We start from the raw sequence: 20,132 nt of genomic DNA on the forward strand, positions 1-20,132 counted from the left end.
AATAATTCTGCTTCTGTCAGGATGGCCTGAAAATTCCCTCGTTAACCTGTGCTGGCGTGACCACGCCGGTATCCAGGATCCAGCTACTGATCAGTGAGGCGGGCGTAACGTCGAACGCCGGATTAAACACTTGAGCTGTTTCTGGCGCCCACTGAACTTCACCAAAACTGCCTGCCACGCCGGTCACTTCGCTGGCTGAGCGTTGTTCGATAGGGATCGCGTTGCCATCCGCACAGTGCCGGTCAAGGGTGGTATGCGGGGCGGCAACGTAGAAAGGGATGCGGTGATAATCTGCCAGCACGGCCAGGCTGTAAGTGCCGATTTTGTTGGCAATATCACCGTTGGCGGCAATCCTGTCTGCGCCGACCCACACCGCATCAACCTGTTTTTGCGCCATCAGGCTGGCGGCCATGCTGTCGCAAATCAGTCTGTAAGGGATGCCCAGTTCACCCAGTTCCCAGGCGGTCAGACGGCCCCCCTGAAGCAGCGGACGGGTTTCATCCACCCAGACGCTGGTGACCTTTCCTTCCTGCCAGCCACGGGATATCACCCCCAGCGCCGTTCCCACTCCTGCCGTCGCCAGACCTCCGGTATTGCAGTGCGTCAGCAAACGGCTTCCCGGTGTAATCAGCGTTGCGCCAGCCGCAGCAATGTTGTCGCACAGCGTCTTATCCTCCTCCACCAGATGCAGGGCTTCAGTGGTCATCGCGCTGACAAAATCGGTTTGTGCCAGCGCCTGTTTCATCCGGTCAAGGTTGTTCATCAGGTTAACGGCGGTGGGGCGGGCGGCACGCAATACCTCCAGCGCTTCTGCCAGCGACGGTTTCGGCATCCCTTTTTCTGCTAACAAAGCCAGTAACAGGCTGGCGGACAGGCCAATCAGCGGAGCGCCACGAACCCGCAGCGCTCTTATATGCGCGACCAGATCTGCCACCTCAGGCGTCGGGCACCAGATTTTTTGCTGCGGAAGTGCCTGCTGATCGAGGATCCACAACTGGTTGTCACGAATTTGTAAGCTGGTTGTTTTTAGTGTCTGCATGAAGGTTAAATCCTGGTTGCGTTTTCCGGGCATATTGTGCCAACATGCGCTGTGGATGTATAGACGTCTGAATGGCTTATTCACGACAAAATGCCGGCAAGATAACAGCGAATACTACCCGGCACGCAGGCCAGAACAGTTGATGGGGAAAAGTGATGTCGCAATACCGTACATTCACGGCAGAGGATGCTGTGGAATATGCACGCCAGTTCGGCGGCATTGACAATCCGGACAGTCTGGTCGCTTCACAGGAAATCGGTGATGGTAACCTGAACCTGGTGTTCAGGATTGTTGACTGTGAAGGTCACAGCCGGGTGATTGTTAAGCAGGCGCTGCCTTATGTGCGCTGCGTGGGTGAATCCTGGCCGCTGACCCTTGAGCGCGCGCGTATCGAAGCGGAAGTGTTGCATATTCATGGTGAATTCTGCCCTGAGCACACGGTGAAAATTCTGCATTACGATCCGCAGCTGGCGGTCATGGTTATGGAGGATCTCTCCAGCCATGCAATCTGGCGTGGTGAACAGGTTAAAGGCGTCGATTATCCGCAGGCCGCAGGGCAGCTGGGAATCTATCTGGCGCAAACGCTGTTTCATACTTCCGATTTTTACCAGCACCCGCATCAGAAAAAAGCAGATGTTATCCGCTTCACCAACCCTGAGCTTTGTGACATCACCGAAGAGTTGTTCTTTAACGAACCCTATGAGGAGCATCAGCGTAATGGCTACCCACGCGCGCTGGAGCCGCTGATTGCCACGCTGCGTACTGACGACGCCCTGCGACGGAATGTCGCCGCGTTGAAACACCGCTTTCTGTCAAATGCCGAAGCCTTGCTGCACGGCGATGTGCACAGTGGATCGATTTTTGTGGCGGAAGACCGCCTGAAGGTTATCGATGCGGAGTTTGGGTTCTATGGCCCGATAGGTTTTGATGTGGGCAGCGCGCTCGGCAACCTGATGATCAACTACTGTGCGCTGCCGGGCCTGCTGGCCCCGCGTGAGGCCGCCGCCGCCCGTGAGCAACGTCTGCGCGATCTCTCAGCGCTATGGCAGAGCTTTGCCGAAGGTTTTCTCGCACTGGCGGCGGAAAAAAGTCGGGATCGCGCGCTGGCGTATCCGGGCTATGCAGCAGAGTTTTTGCATAAAATCTGGCGGGATACGCTGGGTTATGCAGGCACTGAAGTGATTCGTCGTACGGTGGGGATGTCTCAGGTAGCGGATATCAAAACCATTTCTGACGATGCCATGCGCACTGAATGTGTGCGTCAGGCGGTGACGCTGGGACGTACTTTGATCATCGCGGCTGACCAGATTGCAGACTGCGATGCGTTGATTGCCCGTATCCGGCAGAATGGCTGACTGAGCACTGGCCGCCCGAGAGGGGACGGCCAGGGTTTATGCCAGCCTGCTACTGGCATAACAGGTTTTTATTGCTGGCAGACAGCTGCGGATCGCTGGCTCGCTGAGCAATCGTCTCCGCCAGGCGGTGTACAATTCTTTGCTGGGCGGCAAACATCTCATCCATGCCGCCCGATGCATCTTCAACCAGCGTTGTGCGGCACAGTAGCTGCTCTTCTCCTTTGCGCAGGCCCCAGTCGGCCTGCAATTTCACATACTGACCGGGCCAGCTGTCAAAGCGTCTGATCTGCACTCTGATAAAGATTACCGGGCGCAACGGGCGCGAGGTAATACCGCTGACGTCCTGGGTATGCAACAGCGTCGTCAGCGCCGAAGAGAGCGCGGTCTGAATTTCGTCCCCCACCGGACTCAGCCAGCGGTCATTGTCCAGGAGATCAATCCTGTCGTTGCCGGTCATCACCACCAGCTGTGGAATATCAATCTGCGGAGGAACGCCCGTTGGCAACAGATAAATGACGAAGGGTGCCGACGGGGGCCCGTCCGGACGGGGCGGCGGTGCAACATTCAGCGTGTGATAACGCACCGGCGGCGAGGAGCAGGCCGTCAGCGCGCCGACAATCAGCAGAGTAAAACAGACAAATGCGTATTTCATCGGCCAGACCTTTCTGGTGGAGGAAGTGAAGAGGCCGCCTGTGCGGGGCGTCCCTGAATCAGGGCTTCCGGATTGCGGTTAAGCATCTCGCTCAGCGTGCGCATTGCCCGTAGCATCCGACCGAGTTCCTGCAAACTTTGTGTGGCGGTAATCATCAGCGGTGAGTCTTCAGACAGCAGCGTCTGCACCGTACCGGTGGTGCTGTCCAGTCGGGCGACCAGCCTGTCTGCCTGCGGCAGGGTATGGGTGTTCAACCGCTGTAACAGCTTATTGCTTCCGGCCAGCGTGGCATTCAGCTGGTTGCCAATGTCCTCCAGAGGCATGCGGTCAACCTTACCGACGATGCTGGCAACCTGTTGCTGGATGCGCTCAAATCCGCCGTTAACGGTGGGGATAATCAGTGGCCTGGCCGTCATATCAAAAGGCACTTTGTGGGCATCGGCCTGGAAATCCAGCGCGATGTAGAGCTGGCCGGTCAGCAGGTTACCGGTGGTTGCCTGGGCCCGCAGACCGTGTTCCACCATATCGCGGGTGAATTCAGCCGTGGCCTGAGATAGATCTTTTCCCGGTTTGGGCAGTTTATCCAGCACGTTACCCAGCCTGTTCGGATAAACCTCGATATTGACCACCGAAGGAAAGCGATAGCCGACCGGGCTGTAATCGAGGCTGACCGACACCACCTTGCCAATGGTAATGCTGGAAAACTCCACCGGCGCGCCGGGTGCCAGTCCCCTGAGGGAACGTTCAAAACGGAGCTGGAAAGGAACCGATGGTCCGTCAGGTGGCGAGAGGGCCTGCTCTTCATCTTTTGCCAGCTCATAGCTGCCATCGGCGTTGTTATCCGGTGCGTTAGCTTCATCCGGCGTGCGGAACGCAATCCCCCCGGCCAGCACTGAGGCAACGGTCTGAGTTTTTAAATGCAGGCCGTTTGCGCCTACCGACAAATCCATCCCGCTGGCATTCCAGAAACGGGAGTGGCGGGTGACAAAGCGGTCCCAGGGCGCATCAATAAACAGATTGATCTCTACCGCTTTGCCATCATCCTGCAATCGCCATGACACGATCCGCCCAACCTGGACACGACGAAAATAGACCGGTGAACCAATATCCAGCGAGCCGAGATCGTCGGTTCTGACCGTGAAACGACGGCCAGGGGTGCCGTTGATTTGTGCCGGCGGCATCTCCAGCCCGGTAAAATGGCGCATTTCTGCTGCTGATGTTCCCCGGTCGGCGGCAATCCATGCGCCGGATAGCACCGTTTCTATCCCGCTGACGCCACCCAGCCCGACTCTGGGACGCACCACCCAAAAACGACTACCGGCACGGGCCAACCAGGCGGCATTTTTGTCTAGGGTGATGACGGCCACCACCTGATCACCTTCGCTGTTCAGCGAGAGTGATTTCAGCACCCCCACGGTAATATCCCGGTATTTCAACGGCGTTTTGCCTGCCTCCAGCCCGGCAGCGTTCTGAAAGGTTATTTCAATATCGATGCCTGTGGCGTGCAGACTACCGGCAAGTAAGGTCAGGGCTGCCAGCAGCGCCGCCAGCGGGATCAGCCAGACAAGCCACGCGGTTTTCCAGCCGGTGTGGCGATGCGGGGCCGGAGGAACGGAATTACTCATGATGGTTGCGGCTCCAGATCAGGCGTGGATCAAAACTGAGGGCGGAAAGCATGGTCAGGATCACTGACAGGGCAAAAAAGAGAATGCCGCTTCGCGGTTCCACGGTCACCGATGGGGCGAACTGCATGGCACATGACATGATGACCACCACGATCACGTCCAGCAGTGAGAGATAACCGATGGCTTCCGTCAGCCGGTAAAGCTGGGTTCGTTTGCTGGCCGCCCACTGGCTCTTCAGATGACAGGTGATAATCAGCAGTCCCATCGCCAGAAATTTCATCACCGGGATCACCACGCTGGCGATAAATATTATTGCTGCGATGGCAATCGCGCCGCTGTCGCGGAATGCCACAATGCCGCTGAGGATGGTTTTTTCGCTGCTGTTACCCAGCAAAGTGGTTTGCATCACCGGCAGCAGGTTCGCCGGGAAATAGCAGATTATCGCCGCCACTAACAGCGCGGTGGTGCGTGAGAGGTTATCGACAGTATTCAAAGAGAGCCTTGTGTGGCAGCGTGGACAGCGGGTGGTAAATTTTGCGCGGCGATCTGCCTCGCAGACCAGCCCGCAATGGCGGCATCCCGTCAGTCTGGTCGCAACTGCCTCCATCGGCTTTCTGCCGGATGGGGTGGGGGTACCGTTAATACTCCACAGCCCGGCGAGATCGTGACGACTGATACTCCGGCAGAGCAGGGCAACCCACACCAGCGCCCAGAATCCCGGCCCAATGCTGAGCTGAATGAATTCGACCATTTTGTAACCCGCAATCAGTAACCCAAGCAGGCAAACATCGCTCATGCACCAGGGGTTCAGCCAGTGAAGGATCTGCAAAGCGGTTCGGTGTCCCGGCGCGTGATGCGTGCGGCTGGCAAAGTGGCACAGCCAGCTGTACAGAACAAGTTGTACCGCCGGAAATAACACAAATATCAGCATCACGATGGTCGCCAGCAGCCACTGATGACTCTGTACCAGCGAGACCACCATATTCACCAGCGTCACCGGGCGCGTGTTTCCCTGCAAACCGACGGTAATAAGCGGCAGAAACGTTGCGACCGGCAGCGCAAAAACCGCCGACAGCATCAGTGCCAGTCGACGCGAATAGCGCAGCGCTGGCGCAAAGAGCGTTTTGGCACAACGCAGGCAGGATGCATGTTCACCGCAGGTCAGGCTTTCGCGGCGGTGAAGATGGCTGCAACAGGGACAAATGGCTAACTCAGGAAAGCTGTTCATCGGGCGTTGTCCCGCAGAAGAGCAGAAAAGTGGCGGCACTGAGGCCGCCCCTGTGTGCTCCGACGTTATTTCAAACGGGTGATCAACTCATCCGCACCTTTTTCAACGCCCACCTTCGCTGCGCTCAGTGAACCAATACTCGCGCTGACATTCATCGCGTTGGGATACTGCTTTTCTACCCAGGCGGCGAGCAGCTGGTTGGTCTGGGCATCGTAGATTTCGGTGGCATAGCTTACCCAACCGTTCATCATCCCCTCTCTGCCACGGATCGACTGCACGATATTGTAAGGGCCGCCGGCCAGGTCGAACTTGGTAAAGGTGCCGGCTACCGGCGTGGTGGTATCAGCCCCGGTCAGGGTCAGGCGAATGCGTAATGTGCCCGGCGTTGGAGCGTTAACCAGGCTGAAGCGTTGTTTCAGACGATCGCTGAACTGCTCCTGCATGTAGGTCGCCAACGACTGCTGATCTTCCGCATCCATATCGCCAAACTGATTATCTGCACCGCGATAAATGGTCACCGGCTCGACAATCACCTGGCTGTATTTATGCCAGTCCGGATTGCTGCTGTAGTTATACGGAATGCGATAAGCATCATCACCGGTATTAGGTTGCAGGCGGGAAGATGACTGAAGATTGCTGTAGGCAACAGGCTGTGTACCGGCACAGCCAGCCAGCGTGACAGCGGCAAGCAATACAAGAGAACGATAAACGGCAGGCATCTGAGACATAGGGATAATCTTCGCAAGTAAGTGTAATAGCGTGTTGCTGTCAGCCAGATTTAATCTGGTGAGAGCGGAATGGCCAGCTCAAAACTGTACCGTACGGTTTATTTATGCATACAGATGATTTCTCTGTCAAGAAAATGTACACTCGGGTTTATTTTTGAAAAAAGATGTGAGCCGATGAAAGTAAAAACGCTGGCACGACGCGAGGCCATTATTGAAGTGGCCGCCGAGCTTTTTAAGGAATTGGGCTACGAGCGAGCTTCAATGAATGAGCTGGCAAAACGGCTGGGTGGTTCTAAAGCTACGCTTTACAACTATTTTGCCTCTAAAGAAGACCTTTTTTCTGCTGTGGTCAGAACCTATGCGACCCAGCATCTTACCGATGCAGCAAGTGAACTGAACGATGTTTCTCAGCGCGATCTGCCGTTGAAGGAGAAATTGCAGCGTTTCGGCGAAAGGATGTTGCAGATGCTGGTTAACGACACCAGCGCGCTGGCTGTATACCGCGTAGTGGTGGGAGAGTCGGGGCATACTGATATTGGTACAGTATTTCATGACTCCGGCCCTCGGGAGAGTATGGAAAAGCTTTCCGGGGTGATGCTTTCAGCGATGGATGCCGGCGAGCTGCGTCCCGGGGATGCCAGCCTGCGGGCGATGCAATTTATGGCGCTGCTGACGGCGGAATGTGACTCAAGAATTTATCAGCGGCATTTGCAGCCTGTAGGAACAACCCGTATTCATGAAATGACGCGCTGTGCGGTCAGTATGTTTTTCGCCGGTGCGGGCAAACCGGCGGCACAGTGAGGTGGGACGCCGCCTGTTCAGGCGGCGGCAACGCTGGGCGATGATACCCCGGGTTTTTCTGCTGCTGCGGCCAGCGCGTCAGCAGCAAACTCATCAACGTTAATTGAGCGCAGGCGGCTGGCTTCTGCCCGGGTCAGAATGGCTGCTTCTTCTTCATTTAACCATTTCTCCTGCAATCCGCGTGTTGCCAGCTCGTCCAGGCGGGTAAACGACAGATTTTTCTTCAACTGCTTACAGAGGCGCTCGTGGATGGTTTCGGCGGCCATGACGTCCTGTAACGCTTCTTCCAGCTGACCTACCGGATTATGTTCACCGGGCGTGAGATACTGGCCGCGTCCCAGACGAGTGCGGGTAGCTGAGGGGGTTTGCAGCAGCTGTGCCAGTTGATGATCCAGCTGGTCAGACGGTGCCCGGCAGTGGCGGCCCAGGGGGAAAATCATCCCGCGTAGCAGGCCAGCTATGATTCGATTGGGAAAGTTGCGCAGCAGATCGTCCACGGCGATTTCTGCCTGGTTAAGCGCATCCTGTACGCCCCAGTGCAGCAGGGGGAGGTCGGCCTGATTACGGCCTTCATCTTCGTAGCGCTTTAAGGTTGCAGACGCCAGGTAGAGCTGGCTCAGCACATCCCCCAGCCTGGCAGAAATCCGTTCCCGACGTTTCAGACTGCCGCCGAGAACCGACATAGCGACATCCGACAGCAGCGCCAGACTGGCGCTCAGGCGATTAAGATGCTGGTAGTAACGGCGGGTGGCGTCGCGGGTTGGCGAGGTGCTGGTTCGGCCACCGGTCAGTCCCAGCCACAGGCTGCGCATCCCGTTGCTGCCGACATGACCGACGTGACTGAACAGCGCCCGGTCAAAGGCAATGACGTCATTGTTCTGTGCGCTTTCCATCTCCGCCAGTACATAAGGATGACAGCGAATCGCCCCCTGGCCGAAGATAATCATGCTGCGGGTCAGAATGTTGGCCCCTTCCACGGTGATGGCAATCGGGGCACCCTGATACGCCCTTGCCAGAAAGTTACTGTTGCCGAGCATGATGCCTTTGCCGCCGGCAATATCCATCGCATCGACGATGGCCCGCTGGCCACGATGTGTGCAGTGGTATTTTACAATCGCTGACAGCACCGCAGGCTTTTCGCCCTGCACAATGCCGTAGGTGATGAGCGAGGCGGCAGCATCCATCACGTAAGCATTGCCAGCGATGCGCGCCAGTGGCTCTTCAATGCCTTCCATCTTGCCGACCGGCAGACGGAACTGGCGGCGAATGTGTGCATAAGCTCCCGTTGCCAGCGCGATGCTTTTCAGGCTACCGGTAGAGTTGGAGGGCAGGGTGATACCGCGCCCGACAGAAAGGCATTCCACCAGCATTCTCCAGCCCTGGCCGGCCATATTTGGCCCGCCGATAATGTAGTCAACCGGCACAAAAATGTCTTTGCCACGGGTTGGGCCGTTCTGGAACGGGACATTAAGCGGAAAGTGACGTTTGCCAATCTCCACTCCTGGCGTACGGGCAGGGATCAGGGCACAGGTAATGCCGAGGTCTTCAGTTTCGCCCAGCAGATGCTCAGGATCGTAGAGTTTAAATGCCAGGCCCAGCACGGTGGCGATGGGGGCCAGGGTAATGTAGCGTTTGTTCCAGGTCAGACGCATCCCCAGCACCTGCTGACCCTGCCAGTCGCCCATGCAGACGATGCCGGTATCCGGGATAGCGCCTGCATCGGAACCGGCTTCCGGGCTGGTCAGCGCAAAACAGGGGATCTCCTGACCATGGGCCAGGCGCGGCAGATAGTGGTCTTTCTGTTGCTCCGTGCCGTAATGTTGCAGCAGCTCACCGGGACCAAGAGAGTTGGGCACCCCGACGGTGATCGCCAGAATACCCGACACGCCCGCCAGCTTTTGCAGCACAAGGGCCTGCGCGTAAGCGGAAAACGCCAGTCCGCCGTATTCTTTCTTAATAATCATGGCAAAGAAGCGATGTGCTTTCAGATGTGCCCATAGCTCTGGTGGCAGATCGGCCAGCTCGTGGGTTATCTGAAAATCACTCGCCATACGGCAGGCTTCGTTCACCGGGCCATCCAGAAAAGCCTGTTCCTCTGCGCTGAGGCGGGGCTGCGGATAGTTGTGCAGTTTTTGCCAGTCTGGTCGGCCGCGAAACAGATCGCCCTCCCACCAGGTGGTTCCGGCCTCGATAGCTTCTTTCTCGGTGCGGGACATCGGCGGCATGACTTTTTTGAAGGTGTGCAATACCGGCTTTGAGAACATCGCTCTTCGCATGGGCAGCAGATTAAAAGGCAACAGAATGATAGCCAGTGGGATAATCAACCACGGCGTCCACAGCTGAGCGACGGCCATTGCCGCGCACCACACCAGCACTGTCAGGCTGCTCAGCAGCAGATTAACGCGGTGATAAAAGAGTGCGCCAATCAGCAGGATTGTCGCCACGCAACTGAGAACCATCATAAACATCTCCGTTAAGGGGTAAGAGGTCTGACCTGTTAGCTACAGGTTTAGATGAGATGTATTCTGTTAGCAATATGTTCACATGATATTTACAACATCGATCACAATCTGCTGACCATGCGAGCTGACGCCTGCCAGCGCCGGGAAAGGCGCTTTGCGCCTGGTCTGCAACCGGGTAAACTGACGCCTGGCTCACCTAAAAGGATTCCCCTATGTATCAGGACATCATTCGCGCCGAACTTAACGAGGCGGCTGACACACTGAATAAATTCCTCAGTAATGACGCGAATATCCACGCGATTCAGCGTGCTGCCGTATTGCTGGCTGATTCATTCAAAGCCGGAGGAAAAGTGCTCTCCTGTGGCAATGGGGGATCACATTGTGATGCCATGCATTTTGCTGAGGAACTGACCGGGCGCTATCGCGATAACCGTCCGGGCTATCCCGGCATTGCTATTTCTGATGTCAGTCACCTCTCCTGCGTCAGCAACGACTTTGGCTATGACTATGTCTTCTCACGTTATCTGGAAGCGGTGGGAAAGTCGGGCGATGTTTTGTTAGGTATTTCCACCTCCGGCAACTCCGCGAACGTGATCAAAGCCATTGAAGCAGCCCGCGCTCAGGGAATGAAGGTGATCACACTCACCGGTAAAGACGGCGGCAAAATGGACGGCATGGCCGATGTGGAAATTCGAGTGCCGCATTTCGGTTATGCTGACCGTATTCAGGAAATTCACATCAAGGTTATTCATATCCTGATCCTGCTGATTGAAAAAGAGATGGCGGCCTGATTTGTCTTACCCTTTGACGAGGTCATTGTATGTGTGAACTGCTCGGGATGAGCGCGAATGTCCCAACCGACATCTGTTTCAGCTTTACCGGGCTGGTTCAGCGGGGTGGGGGAACCGGTCCGCATAAAGACGGTTGGGGGATTACTTTTTACGAAGGAAAAGGCTGTCGCACATTCAAAGATCCTCAGCCCAGTTTTAATTCGCCCATTGCCCGACTGGTGCAGGAGTATCCGATTAAATCCTGCTCGGTCGTGGCGCATATACGCCAGGCAAACCGGGGCGAAGTGTCGCTGGAAAACACCCATCCTTTTACCCGCGAGCTGTGGGGACGTCACTGGACCTATGCCCATAACGGCCAGCTGACCGGCTACCGTTCGCTGGATACCGGTCCGTTTCGTCCGGTTGGCGAAACGGACAGCGAAAAGGCCTTTTGCTGGCTGTTGCATCAGCTGACGTCTCGCTACCCACGCACGCCGGGCAACTGGCCTGCTGTCTTTCGCTATATTGCGCAACTGGCGACGGAACTGCGAAAAAAGGGCGTGTTCAATATGCTGCTGTCAGATGGTCGTTATCTGATGGCGTTCTGTTCCACCAACCTGTTCTGGATAACCCGACGGGCACCGTTTGGTAAAGCAACGCTGCTGGATCAGGATGTGGAGATTGATTTTCAGAAACAGACCACACCAGACGATGTGGTCACAGTGATAGCCACCCAGCCGCTGACCGGCAATGAAACCTGGCACAAAATTGAGCCAGGTGACTGGGCGTTATTTTGTCTCGGAGAGCGCCAGCGCTGAGCCGTTACCGCTGTTCATTTTGCTGTTAAGCAGCGCGCTGTTCAGCACATAGCGGCCCGCGTTAACGCTGACGGCAGGTGGCTGGTGATTCTGCACGAATTCGGCATAGCCCGGTTGCAGCTGTTGCCAGAAGCTGTAGTACACCGAATAACGATGGCGTTGCAGATTACTGTCAGTCATACGGAACGGATAGATGCTTACCTCCACCCGAGGCTGGCCGTTACGCAGCGCCGCTTCCACATAATGATAAATATCGTCAATATTGCTGTCGGTCATGGCGTAACAGCCAATCGACACGCAGCTGCCGTGGATCATCAGGTATTTCCCTTCATATCCCTGCTGACGGTCATATTCGTTGGGGAAGCCGACGTTGATGGCGCGATAGAAGCGACTGTCGGGTTTCAGTTGCGAAAGGCCCACGCTGTAAAACCCTTCCGGGCTTTTAAAATCACCCTGACGGCGTTTTGGCCCCAGTCCACCTGAAAAATTACAGATACGGTAACTGTCGAGCAGGCGATATTCGCTGCCAATTTTGCCGTAGAGCTCAAGCAGGCGCTCTTCCTTAAATATCTGAATGTAAACAGGAGTGCCGAGAAGTTGCTTCTTTAACTCTTTGCTTACCGGTGCCAGCGGAGTGACCTGTGCGACGGGGGCACTGGCAAATACAACGGTTGGCAGAAAAAACATCGCAAACAGCAGTGCGATTTTGCCCATTCTGGTTCCCTTGATCGTAGGGGGTGGATACGACGTCCGCAGACGTTACAGCGTACAGTTTCGGAATATTCCGTTAGCGCAGCGCCACATTAGCACTGTCTGTTTTTTTAGCAAGAGAGCAGAGCGGAAAAAAAGAAAGAAAACTCGGCTCAGCCCTCAGCCGCTGCGCTTTGCCGGGCAAAGCGATGGTTGCTATAACGCATTTTAACTGTATACTTATACAGTTATTGCGGAGGGTATATGCGTAAGATTATTCACGTTGATATGGACTGCTTTTTTGCCGCAGTGGAAATGCGTGACGACCCCAGTCTGCGCGATATTCCCATTGCTATCGGCGGCAGTCATCTGAAACGCGGGGTGATCAGCACCGCTAATTATCCGGCACGCAAGTTTGGCGTACACAGCGCGATGTCCACTGCGATGGCGTTGAAACTCTGTCCGCATCTGAAAGTGATAGCCGGGCGCTTCGATGCCTATAAAGAAGCCAGCAGCCATATCCGTGAAATTTTTTCCCGCTACACCGCGCTGATCGAGCCGCTCTCGATGGATGAAGCCTATCTGGATGTCACTGACAGCCCTCACTGCCACGGTTCGGCCACCCTTATTGCGCAGGAAATTCGGCAGACGATTTCTCGTGAACTCAATCTGACGGCCTCGGCCGGTATCGCGCCGGTAAAATTTCTCGCCAAAATCGCCTCAGATCTTAACAAGCCCAACGGGCAGTTTGTGATCACTCCCGCAGAGATGCCAGGGATGCTACTCACGCTGCCGCTGGCAAAAATTCCCGGCGTGGGCAAAGTGACGGCAAAAAAGCTGGAAGAGCTGGGGCTGCTGACCTGTGGCGATGTGCAGAACGGCGATCTCGCGCTGTTGTTAAAGCGATTTGGCAAGTTTGGCCGCATATTGTGGGAGCGATGTCACGGCATTGATCAACGTGAAGTGGTGACTGACCGGTTGCGTAAGTCGCTGGGCGTGGAGCGTACGCTCTCAGAAGATATTCATCAGTGGGAGCAGTGCCTGACAATCATTGATTTCCTCTATGAGGAGCTGGAGCGTCGTCTGACGAAAATCAGGCCTGACCGGCTGATAGCACGCCAGGGGGTAAAGCTGAAGTTTGATGATTTTCAGCAAACCACTCAGGAGCATCTGTGGCCGGTGCTGAACAAAGAGGATTTTATCGCGGTGGCGAAGCAAAGCTGGGATGAACGTCGGGCGGGCCGGGGAGTCAGGCTGGTCGGGCTGCATGTGATGCTGGTGGACCCACAGCTGGAACGTCAGCTGTTACTGGGATTGTAGAAGGGCCGCCATACTGACGGCCCCGAATGCTTAAACGCAGGGTGAGGTTATTTCGCGGGAATGGCTTTCAGCAGGGCGGTCAGCAATTGCCAGTACAGCCCCACGCTACCGATATGAACCTGCTCATCCGGCGAGTGCGGACCGGTGATGGTCGGGCCAATCGACACCATATCCATCTCCGGATAGGGTTTTTTAAACAACCCACACTCCAAGCCTGCATGAATGACCTGAATATTGGGCGCTTTGTTGAACAGCTTTTTGTAGGTTTCTGCCACCACGGCCATCACCGGAGAGTTCGCATCGGGCTGCCAGCCAGGGTAGCTGCCTTTCGCCACGGTTTGTGCGCCAGCCAGGTCGCCCAGCGCGGTGAGCATCTCCACCACGTAATCCTTACCGCTGTCGATCAGTGAGCGAACCAGACAGTTGATTTTTGCCTCGTTTTCACTCATCGCCACCACGCCGACGTTCAGTGAGGTCTCCACCACGCCTTTCATAACGTCAGAGTTACGGATAACACCGTCAGGCGTGCTGTTCAGGAGTGCGATAAAGGTATCGCGGCGGCTGCTGGTCAGCGCCTGTTGTGCTGCGGCGACGTTCTCCACCACCACGCTGATGTTCTTCTCTTTTAACCCCAGCTCGTTTTGCAGGGTGGTGAGGTAGCTGAGCGCGAGGCTTTTCAGGTCATCAACCCGGGTTGCCGCCACGGCCAGAGTGGCAAAGGCCTCGCGAGGAATCGCGTTGCGCAATGTGCCGCCGGTGAAGTCGATCAGGCGCAGGTCAAGCTCTCTGGCATGAGCATACAGGAAACGGGATAGCAATTTGTTGGCATTGCCCAGGCCGACATGAATATCCGCACCGGAATGTCCACCTTTCAGACCTTTCAGGACAAGCTTAAGAGGGACAAAGTCTGACGGTAGGGCTTCCCGATGGAGCGGCAACCTGCTGGTGAAATCGATGCCGCCTGCGCAGCCCATGTAAATTTCCCCCTCTTCTTCAGAATCGGTATTAATCAGGATCTCTGCCTGCAACCAGTTGGGTTGCAGACCAAAAGCGCCCACCATACCGGTTTCTTCCGTCATGGTCAGCAGCACTTCCAGCGGACCGTGCTCTACTGATTTGTCACTGAGTACGGCAAGCGCAGAAGCCAGGCCAATACCGTTGTCTGCGCCCAGTGTGGTCCCCCGCGCTTTCACCCATTCACCGTCAATCCACGGGCGGATGGGATCTTTGGTAAAGTCATGCACGGTGTCGCTGTTATTTTGCGGCACCATGTCGAGGTGCGCCTGGAGGACGACCGGCTTAAGATTTTCCAGCCCGGGCGTCGCCGGTTTGCGGATCAGAATATTGCCCACCGCATCGCGGTCGGTGGCAAAGCCCTGCTGTGCAGCCCAAGACAAAATGTACTGTGCCAGCTGTTCTTCATGGTATGAGGGGTGCGGGATGGAGCAGATTTTAGCGAAAAGATCCCACAGCGGCTGGGGTGACAGTTGAGACAATTCAGACACGACAAATCTCCTGTGTCGGCACCATCAGGATAAGGCAACGGTGCAGGGTGAATATGGGCCAGTAAGCGGGTTTCCGTCAGCAGATCTGACCGGTTGCGAAGGAGAATATCATCGTTTCCACCGTGATGCTTATCTGATGAAGGGGAAAAGCCAGCCCGGTGCTGGTTTTTAGTGGCACGGATCTTTATAATCCTGCGCAACCCCTCTCCTGGTACATTTTTAAGCCAGTCAGCCTGGCCGGGACTTCTTTTATATGAGTGAAAAATACGTCGTCACCTGGGATATGCTGCAAATTCATGCCCGCAAACTGGCTCAGCGCCTGCTTCCTGTCGAACAGTGGAAAGGTATCATCGCGGTCAGCCGTGGTGGACTGGTTCCTGCTTCCTTACTGGCGCGTGAGCTGTGCATCCCTTATGTCGATACCGTGTGCATATCCAGCTACGATCACGATAATCAGCGCGAAATGAAAGTGCTGAAACGTGCTGAAGGTGACGGCGAAGGCTTTATCGTCATTGACGACCTGGTGGATACCGGCGGCACCGCGCAGGCTATCCGTGACATGTATCCTAAGGCGCGTTTTGTCACCATTTTCGCCAAACCGGCTGGTCGCCCGCTGGTTGATGATTATGTGGTTGATATTCCGCAGAATACCTGGATTGAACAGCCCTGGGATATGGGCGTGGTTTACATTCCGCCGATTGTGAAAGGCTGATTGACCTGTATCATTGCAACGCCCGGTTCAGCCGGGCGTTGTGCTTTTTACGGTTCGCAGCCCACCGGCAGCCAGGCTAGACTACCCGGCACTCACTGCGCCGGAGAATTGCCCCCATGACCAACAAAAACCTGAGCGAAGAGTTATTCAAACCGCGATTCAGGCATCCTGAAACCTCATCCCTGGTTCGTCGTCTCAATCGCCATCAATCGGAGCTTTGTTCTGCGCTGGAAGGTGAAAGTCACACCGGCTGGTATCGGACAATCAACCGCCTGCTGTGGGCCTGGCGCGGAGTAGCACCGCTGGAAACGGAGGAGGTGCTGTCCCGCATCGCCGTCAGCCAGGCAGAACGCACTGACGATCGGCTGCTGGATACCGTGATGGGTTACCGGGGCGGCAACTGGATTTATGAATGGTCAAAACAGGCGGCGCTGTGGCAGGACCGGGCGGCAGCGGAAGAAGATGACAGGCTGGCAGGAAACCACTGGTTGCAGGCGGCGTATCTGTTCAGCATTGCTGGTTATCCCCATCTGAGTGGTGACGAACTGGCCGGACAGGCGCAGCTGATGGCCAACCGGGCATTTGAGCAGGCAACCTCGCGGCTTTCGGGTGAGCTCAAAAAGCTGGAGTTTGCCTTGCCCGGCGGTGGTCCGGTGTGCGGTTTCCTGCATATGCCTGCCACTGCCAGCCCACCCTATCCCACCGTGCTACTTTGCGGCAGTCTGGATACTTTGCAGACCGACCACTATCGCCTGTTTCAACGCTATCTGGCCCCGCGTGGTATCGCATTGCTGACCATTGATATGCCTTCCATCGGGTTTTCCGCAAAATGGAAACTGACCCAGGACACCAGTTTTCTGCACCAGCAGGTGTTGCAGCAACTGGCAACCGTTCCCTGGGTTGATCATACCCGGGTGGCGGCACTTGGCCTGCGGTTTGGTGCCAATGTGGCAGTGCGGCTGGCGTATCTGGAAGCCCCCCGACTGTGCGGCGTGGCCTGCCTGGGGCCAGTCGTCCACAGCCTGCTGTGTGAGAGGTCATTGCAGGATAACGTGCCGTTAATGTATATGGATGTGCTGGCCAGCCGCCTGGGGATGGCAACCGCAACGGATGCTGCGCTGCGCGCCGAGCTCAACAGCTATTCACTGAAAACGCAGGGATTGTTAGGCCGGCGTTGCCCGATACCGATGTTTTCAGCTTACTGGCCGGCGGACCCGTTCAGCCCGGAAGAAGAATCCTTGCTGATCGCGCGTTCGTCTGCGCAAGGTAAGTCGCTGCGGATAGAAGGAACGCCTGTTTTTGGCAGCTTTGACAGAGCTTTAGAGAATATCGTCAGCTGGTTTGCAAAAGCGTTGCGTTGCTGACTGGTAAAAACGGAATACTCTGCTATACCAATAGCTTCAGATGGCCGCAGTGCCTCTGTAATCAGGAGAAAACCAAGCTTAATTCTGGAGGTTAGACAATGGCGTTACCAGGTGGACATCCCAGGAGCCGCTTAATGAAGCGTTTTGGTTCTCTTGGACCCTATATCCGCGAAGCCAAATGCGTGGACGATCGCTTCTTTTTTGACTGTCTTGCCGTTTGCGTCAATGTGAAACCGGCTCCTGAACTGCGTGAATTCTGGGGATGGTGGATGGAGCTGGCAGCGCAGGACGATCATTTCACCTATGAGTATCATTTCGGGTTGTTTGATAAAGAAGGCAACTGGAAACCTTCAACGGTCAAAGGAAAGGAAAACAACGAGCGGCTGGAAGAGACGCTGCGTAACTTTCACACCCGCCTGAAAGCCCAACTGGAAGAGATGTCATTGGGGCTGAAGCCTGCCGCCGACTTTGCCGATGAACCGGTCAGACTGACCGCCTGACAGCAGCCAGATAACCGGGCAGAAGAACGAAAAAGGCTGGCAATCGCCAGCCTTTATTACAGACAAATTACCTGAATCTGACCGGGTTCAACTCAGAACTGATATACCAGACCTACAGCCACGATATCATCGTTGTTGAGTGACAATTTATTGCTGTCGCTCAGCTGGTTGATCTTGTAATCAACATAGGTGTTCATGTTCTTGTTGAAGTAGTAAGTCGCGCCAACGTCGATATATTTAACCAGGTCAACGTCGCCAATACCTTCGATATCTTTACCTTTGGTCTGCACATAGCCCAGAGACGGACGCAGGCCGAAGTCAAACTGATACTGGGCAACCAGTTCCAGGTTCTGCGCTTTGTTCGCCGCGCCAGTCACGGGGGTGGCGGTATTGTTGATGACTGCCGTGCCGCTGATCGGGGTCATATTACGAGTTTCGGTGTAGATGGCTGCCAGATAAACACTGTTAGCGTCATACTTCAGACCCGTTCCCCACGAATCGGCTTTTTCGCCTTTGCCCCAGGCCTGTGCCTGCTGCGCATTAGTCCGGTCTGAGCTGGTGTAAGCTCCGCTGATGCTGACGCCTGAATTACCAAAGGCATAGACTGCGGACGCGCCGTAGCCGTCACCATTTTGTCTGCTGATGGTGCTGCGCGCATTGGCAGAATCCGCGTCGTTTTTACCCTGGTATTGCAGGGCGAACTTCAGACCGTCAACCAGGCCGAAGAAGTTAGTATTACGCCAGGTGGCAACGCCGGTGGCGCGCTGCGCCATGAAGTTATCGGTACGTACCGTGCCATCACCGCCAAATTCAGGAAACATATCGGTCCAGGCTTCCACGTCGTACAGCACGCCGTAGTTACGGCCGTAGTCGAATGAGCCATAGTCGCCAAACTTCAGACCGGCAAAGCCAAGACGGGTTTTGTTATTGAGGTTAGCATCGCTTCCTTCGGAATTATTCGCTCTGAATTCATATTCCCACTGACCATAGCCGGTCATCAGATCGTTAATCTGCGTCTGGCCTTTAAAGCCTATCCGCACGTAAGATTTGTCCCCGTTTGCCGCGTCATTGTCGCTGAAATAGTGCAGACCTTTAACTTTGCCATACAGATCCAGCTTGTTGCCGTCTTTATTATAAATTTCTGCGGCCTGGGCAGCGGTTGAGAGAGCCAGGGCGGCGATAATAATGGCCAGTGCGCTTTTCTTCATTTTGCTATCAATCCCGAATAAGTAAATTTTTTATAGTGACCTTCAGAAAGTTCTGAAAGAAGAAACGTTTTACCCTGCGAATATTGCAGATTTATTACATATGAGCTGGTGAATTGTGAACTTTTTCTGCAGGTCACTGTCACGTACTTTTATTACCCCCTTTTCCTGCCGCGCCTGTTGGCTTCCGCAGGCACACCTGATACAAAGACTCCCTTACCTTTTTTTCAGTTACGGCAGGAAATAATGAGCAGCAGCCAGACCCTGGTAGTGAAACTGGGTACCAGCGTATTAACCGGCGGATCGCGTCGGCTGAACCGGGCACACATTGTCGAATTGGTGCGTCAGTGTGCGCAGCAACATGCGGCAGGCCACCGAATTGTGATCGTCACCTCTGGCGCGATGGCCGCCGGACGTGAGCATCTGGGCTACCCGGAACTGCCGCCGACCATCGCCTCAAAGCAGCTGCTGGCTGCGGTGGGGCAAAGCCGCTTAATCCAGCTGTGGGAGCAGCTGTTCTCCATTTATGGTATCCATATCGGTCAGATGCTGCTGACCCGTGCCGACCTGGAAGATCGTGAACGTTTCCTCAATGCGCGGGATACGCTGCGGGCTTTACTGGATAACCACATCGTGCCGGTGATCAATGAAAATGACGCGGTGGCGACGGCGGAAATCAAAGTGGGCGACAACGATAACCTTTCAGCACTGGCGGCGATTCTGGCCGGCGCGGATAAACTGCTGCTGTTGACCGATCAGGCGGGCCTGTTTACTGCCGATCCCCGCCATAATCCGCAGGCGGAACTGATTCAGGACGTCCGGGGTATCGATGACGCGCTGCGTGCGCTGGCCGGTGACAGCGTCTCCGGGCTTGGAACGGGCGGCATGACCACCAAGTTGCAGGCCGCTGATGTAGCCTGCCGCGCCGGGATTGATACGATTATCGCAGCAGGCAGCCGTGCCGGAGTCATTGCTGATGTTATCGACAGCAAACCGGTGGGCACGCGTTTTCATGCCATGCAGACGCCGCTGGAAAACCGTAAACGCTGGATTTTTGGTGCGCCGCCTGCGGGAGAGATAACCGTGGATGATGGCGCACTCTCTGCAATTCTGGAGCGCGGCAGCTCACTGTTACCGAAGGGGATCCGCGAAATCAGCGGCAATTTCTCACGCGGCGAAGTGATCCGTATTCGCAGCCTCGAAGGTCGCGATGTCGCCCACGGTGTCTGCCGTTATAACAGCGATGCTATGCGAATGATTGCCGGGCATCACTCCCAGCAGATCAACGACATTCTGGGTTACGAGTATGGCCCGGTTGCCGTGCATCGCGACGATATGATTGTCAGTTAAGGAGCAAG

18 protein-coding genes are annotated in these 20,132 nt (G+C 55.6%); 9 read left to right on the forward strand and 9 right to left on the reverse strand.

Going from position 1 to position 20,132, the window contains the following annotated elements:
- Window positions 1-16: 16 nt before the first annotated feature.
- Window positions 17-1,039, reverse strand: a complete 1,023-nt coding sequence (gene mtnA / locus AC3RPL_RS25800; protein WP_490742041.1) for an S-methyl-5-thioribose-1-phosphate isomerase — start codon at window positions 1,037-1,039, stop codon at window positions 17-19.
- Window positions 1,040-1,194: 155 nt separating this feature from the next.
- Between mtnA and mtnK the strand changes: the two genes are divergently transcribed.
- Window positions 1,195-2,394: an S-methyl-5-thioribose kinase gene (mtnK, locus tag AC3RPL_RS25805; protein WP_490742042.1), complete on the forward strand. Its 1,200-nt coding sequence runs from the start codon at window positions 1,195-1,197 to the stop codon at window positions 2,392-2,394.
- 49 nt (window positions 2,395-2,443) lie between these two features.
- Here mtnK and AC3RPL_RS25810 read toward each other — a convergent pair whose 3' ends face one another.
- The 4 genes from AC3RPL_RS25810 to AC3RPL_RS25825 form a co-directional block, all read right to left on the reverse strand.
- The gene (locus AC3RPL_RS25810; protein ID WP_490742043.1) at window positions 2,444-3,046 is read right to left on the reverse strand and encodes a PqiC family protein; all 603 of its coding nucleotides are present in this window, start codon (window positions 3,044-3,046) and stop codon (window positions 2,444-2,446) included.
- Entirely contained in the window at window positions 3,043-4,671 is a 1,629-nt protein-coding gene (locus AC3RPL_RS25815; RefSeq protein ID WP_490742044.1) for a PqiB family protein, read from the reverse strand. Before AC3RPL_RS25815 ends, AC3RPL_RS25810 begins: the two co-directional genes overlap by 4 nt.
- On the reverse strand, window positions 4,664-5,899 hold the full coding sequence (locus tag AC3RPL_RS25820; protein ID WP_490742045.1) for a paraquat-inducible protein A: 1,236 nt from the start codon (window positions 5,897-5,899) through the stop codon (window positions 4,664-4,666). Before AC3RPL_RS25820 ends, AC3RPL_RS25815 begins: the two co-directional genes overlap by 8 nt.
- Before the next feature lie 65 nt (window positions 5,900-5,964).
- Window positions 5,965-6,627, reverse strand: a complete 663-nt coding sequence (locus AC3RPL_RS25825; RefSeq protein ID WP_490742046.1) for a DUF3313 domain-containing protein — start codon at window positions 6,625-6,627, stop codon at window positions 5,965-5,967.
- 174 nt (window positions 6,628-6,801) lie between these two features.
- Here AC3RPL_RS25825 and AC3RPL_RS25830 point away from each other — a divergent pair, with 174 nt between their 5' ends.
- Entirely contained in the window at window positions 6,802-7,428 is a 627-nt protein-coding gene (locus AC3RPL_RS25830; protein WP_490742047.1) for a TetR/AcrR family transcriptional regulator, read from the forward strand.
- A gap of 17 nt (window positions 7,429-7,445) precedes the next feature.
- Here AC3RPL_RS25830 and fadE read toward each other — a convergent pair whose 3' ends face one another.
- On the reverse strand, window positions 7,446-9,890 hold the full coding sequence (gene fadE / locus AC3RPL_RS25835) for an acyl-CoA dehydrogenase FadE (RefSeq protein ID WP_490742048.1): 2,445 nt from the start codon (window positions 9,888-9,890) through the stop codon (window positions 7,446-7,448).
- A gap of 212 nt (window positions 9,891-10,102) precedes the next feature.
- Here fadE and lpcA point away from each other — a divergent pair, with 212 nt between their 5' ends.
- Window positions 10,103-10,681, forward strand: coding sequence for a D-sedoheptulose 7-phosphate isomerase (lpcA, locus tag AC3RPL_RS25840; protein WP_034933834.1), 579 nt, complete (start codon window positions 10,103-10,105; stop codon window positions 10,679-10,681).
- Window positions 10,682-10,710: 29 nt separating this feature from the next.
- The gene (locus AC3RPL_RS25845) at window positions 10,711-11,478 is read left to right on the forward strand and encodes a class II glutamine amidotransferase (protein WP_034933830.1); all 768 of its coding nucleotides are present in this window, start codon (window positions 10,711-10,713) and stop codon (window positions 11,476-11,478) included.
- Here AC3RPL_RS25845 and dpaA read toward each other — a convergent pair.
- The gene (dpaA, locus tag AC3RPL_RS25850; RefSeq protein WP_490742049.1) at window positions 11,449-12,192 is read right to left on the reverse strand and encodes a peptidoglycan meso-diaminopimelic acid protein amidase; all 744 of its coding nucleotides are present in this window, start codon (window positions 12,190-12,192) and stop codon (window positions 11,449-11,451) included. The two genes, AC3RPL_RS25845 and dpaA, sit on opposite strands and share 30 nt — an antisense overlap.
- Before the next feature lie 240 nt (window positions 12,193-12,432).
- On the opposite strand from dpaA, the gene dinB reads away from it, so the two are divergent.
- Complete coding sequence (dinB, locus tag AC3RPL_RS25855) at window positions 12,433-13,488, forward strand: DNA polymerase IV (protein ID WP_490742050.1); 1,056 nt, start codon at window positions 12,433-12,435, stop codon at window positions 13,486-13,488.
- Between the two features lie 47 nt (window positions 13,489-13,535).
- On the opposite strand, the gene pepD is transcribed toward dinB, so the two are convergent.
- Window positions 13,536-14,993 carry a beta-Ala-His dipeptidase gene (gene pepD / locus AC3RPL_RS25860; RefSeq protein ID WP_490742051.1) on the reverse strand — a complete coding sequence of 486 codons (1,458 nt, stop codon included), beginning with the start codon at window positions 14,991-14,993 and terminating at the stop codon, window positions 13,536-13,538.
- Between the two features lie 253 nt (window positions 14,994-15,246).
- On the opposite strand from pepD, the gene gpt reads away from it, so the two are divergent.
- The 3 genes from gpt to crl all read left to right on the forward strand — a co-directional run bounded on the left by gpt (window position 15,247) and on the right by crl (window position 17,569).
- A complete protein-coding gene (gene gpt, locus AC3RPL_RS25865) occupies window positions 15,247-15,705 on the forward strand; it encodes a xanthine phosphoribosyltransferase (protein WP_490742052.1) in 459 nt (152 codons plus the stop codon).
- 116 nt (window positions 15,706-15,821) lie between these two features.
- Window positions 15,822-17,069, forward strand: coding sequence for an esterase FrsA (frsA, locus tag AC3RPL_RS25870; protein WP_490742053.1), 1,248 nt, complete (start codon window positions 15,822-15,824; stop codon window positions 17,067-17,069).
- Between the two features lie 98 nt (window positions 17,070-17,167).
- Window positions 17,168-17,569 (forward strand): sigma factor-binding protein Crl, encoded by a 402-nt coding sequence (crl, locus tag AC3RPL_RS25875; protein WP_034933809.1) that lies wholly within the window; start codon window positions 17,168-17,170, stop codon window positions 17,567-17,569.
- Between the two features lie 92 nt (window positions 17,570-17,661).
- On the opposite strand, the gene ompC is transcribed toward crl, so the two are convergent.
- Window positions 17,662-18,777 (reverse strand): porin OmpC, encoded by a 1,116-nt coding sequence (gene ompC / locus AC3RPL_RS25880; protein ID WP_490742054.1) that lies wholly within the window; start codon window positions 18,775-18,777, stop codon window positions 17,662-17,664.
- A 243-nt stretch (window positions 18,778-19,020) separates the two neighbouring features.
- Here ompC and proB point away from each other — a divergent pair, with 243 nt between their 5' ends.
- Window positions 19,021-20,124, forward strand: coding sequence for a glutamate 5-kinase (proB, locus tag AC3RPL_RS25885; RefSeq protein ID WP_034933803.1), 1,104 nt, complete (start codon window positions 19,021-19,023; stop codon window positions 20,122-20,124).
- The last annotated feature ends 8 nt before the right edge of the window (window positions 20,125-20,132 follow it).

It is taken from the genome of Erwinia papayae, from assembly GCF_058241465.1.

Coding starts and splice junctions, on each gene's coding strand:
- mtnA (WP_490742041.1), bottom strand. CDS start 1,039: ATGCAGACACTAAAAACAACCAGCTTACAAATTCGTGACAACCAGTTG.
- mtnK (WP_490742042.1), top strand. CDS start 1,195: ATGTCGCAATACCGTACATTCACGGCAGAGGATGCTGTGGAATATGCA.
- AC3RPL_RS25810 (WP_490742043.1), bottom strand. CDS start 3,046: ATGAAATACGCATTTGTCTGTTTTACTCTGCTGATTGTCGGCGCGCTG.
- AC3RPL_RS25815 (WP_490742044.1), bottom strand. CDS start 4,671: ATGAGTAATTCCGTTCCTCCGGCCCCGCATCGCCACACCGGCTGGAAA.
- AC3RPL_RS25820 (WP_490742045.1), bottom strand. CDS start 5,899: ATGAACAGCTTTCCTGAGTTAGCCATTTGTCCCTGTTGCAGCCATCTT.
- AC3RPL_RS25825 (WP_490742046.1), bottom strand. CDS start 6,627: ATGTCTCAGATGCCTGCCGTTTATCGTTCTCTTGTATTGCTTGCCGCT.
- AC3RPL_RS25830 (WP_490742047.1), top strand. CDS start 6,802: ATGAAAGTAAAAACGCTGGCACGACGCGAGGCCATTATTGAAGTGGCC.
- fadE (WP_490742048.1), bottom strand. CDS start 9,890: ATGATGGTTCTCAGTTGCGTGGCGACAATCCTGCTGATTGGCGCACTC.
- lpcA (WP_034933834.1), top strand. CDS start 10,103: ATGTATCAGGACATCATTCGCGCCGAACTTAACGAGGCGGCTGACACA.
- AC3RPL_RS25845 (WP_034933830.1), top strand. CDS start 10,711: ATGTGTGAACTGCTCGGGATGAGCGCGAATGTCCCAACCGACATCTGT.
- dpaA (WP_490742049.1), bottom strand. CDS start 12,192: ATGGGCAAAATCGCACTGCTGTTTGCGATGTTTTTTCTGCCAACCGTT.
- dinB (WP_490742050.1), top strand. CDS start 12,433: ATGCGTAAGATTATTCACGTTGATATGGACTGCTTTTTTGCCGCAGTG.
- gpt (WP_490742052.1), top strand. CDS start 15,247: ATGAGTGAAAAATACGTCGTCACCTGGGATATGCTGCAAATTCATGCC.
- frsA (WP_490742053.1), top strand. CDS start 15,822: ATGACCAACAAAAACCTGAGCGAAGAGTTATTCAAACCGCGATTCAGG.
- crl (WP_034933809.1), top strand. CDS start 17,168: ATGGCGTTACCAGGTGGACATCCCAGGAGCCGCTTAATGAAGCGTTTT.
- ompC (WP_490742054.1), bottom strand. CDS start 18,777: ATGAAGAAAAGCGCACTGGCCATTATTATCGCCGCCCTGGCTCTCTCA.
- proB (WP_034933803.1), top strand. CDS start 19,021: ATGAGCAGCAGCCAGACCCTGGTAGTGAAACTGGGTACCAGCGTATTA.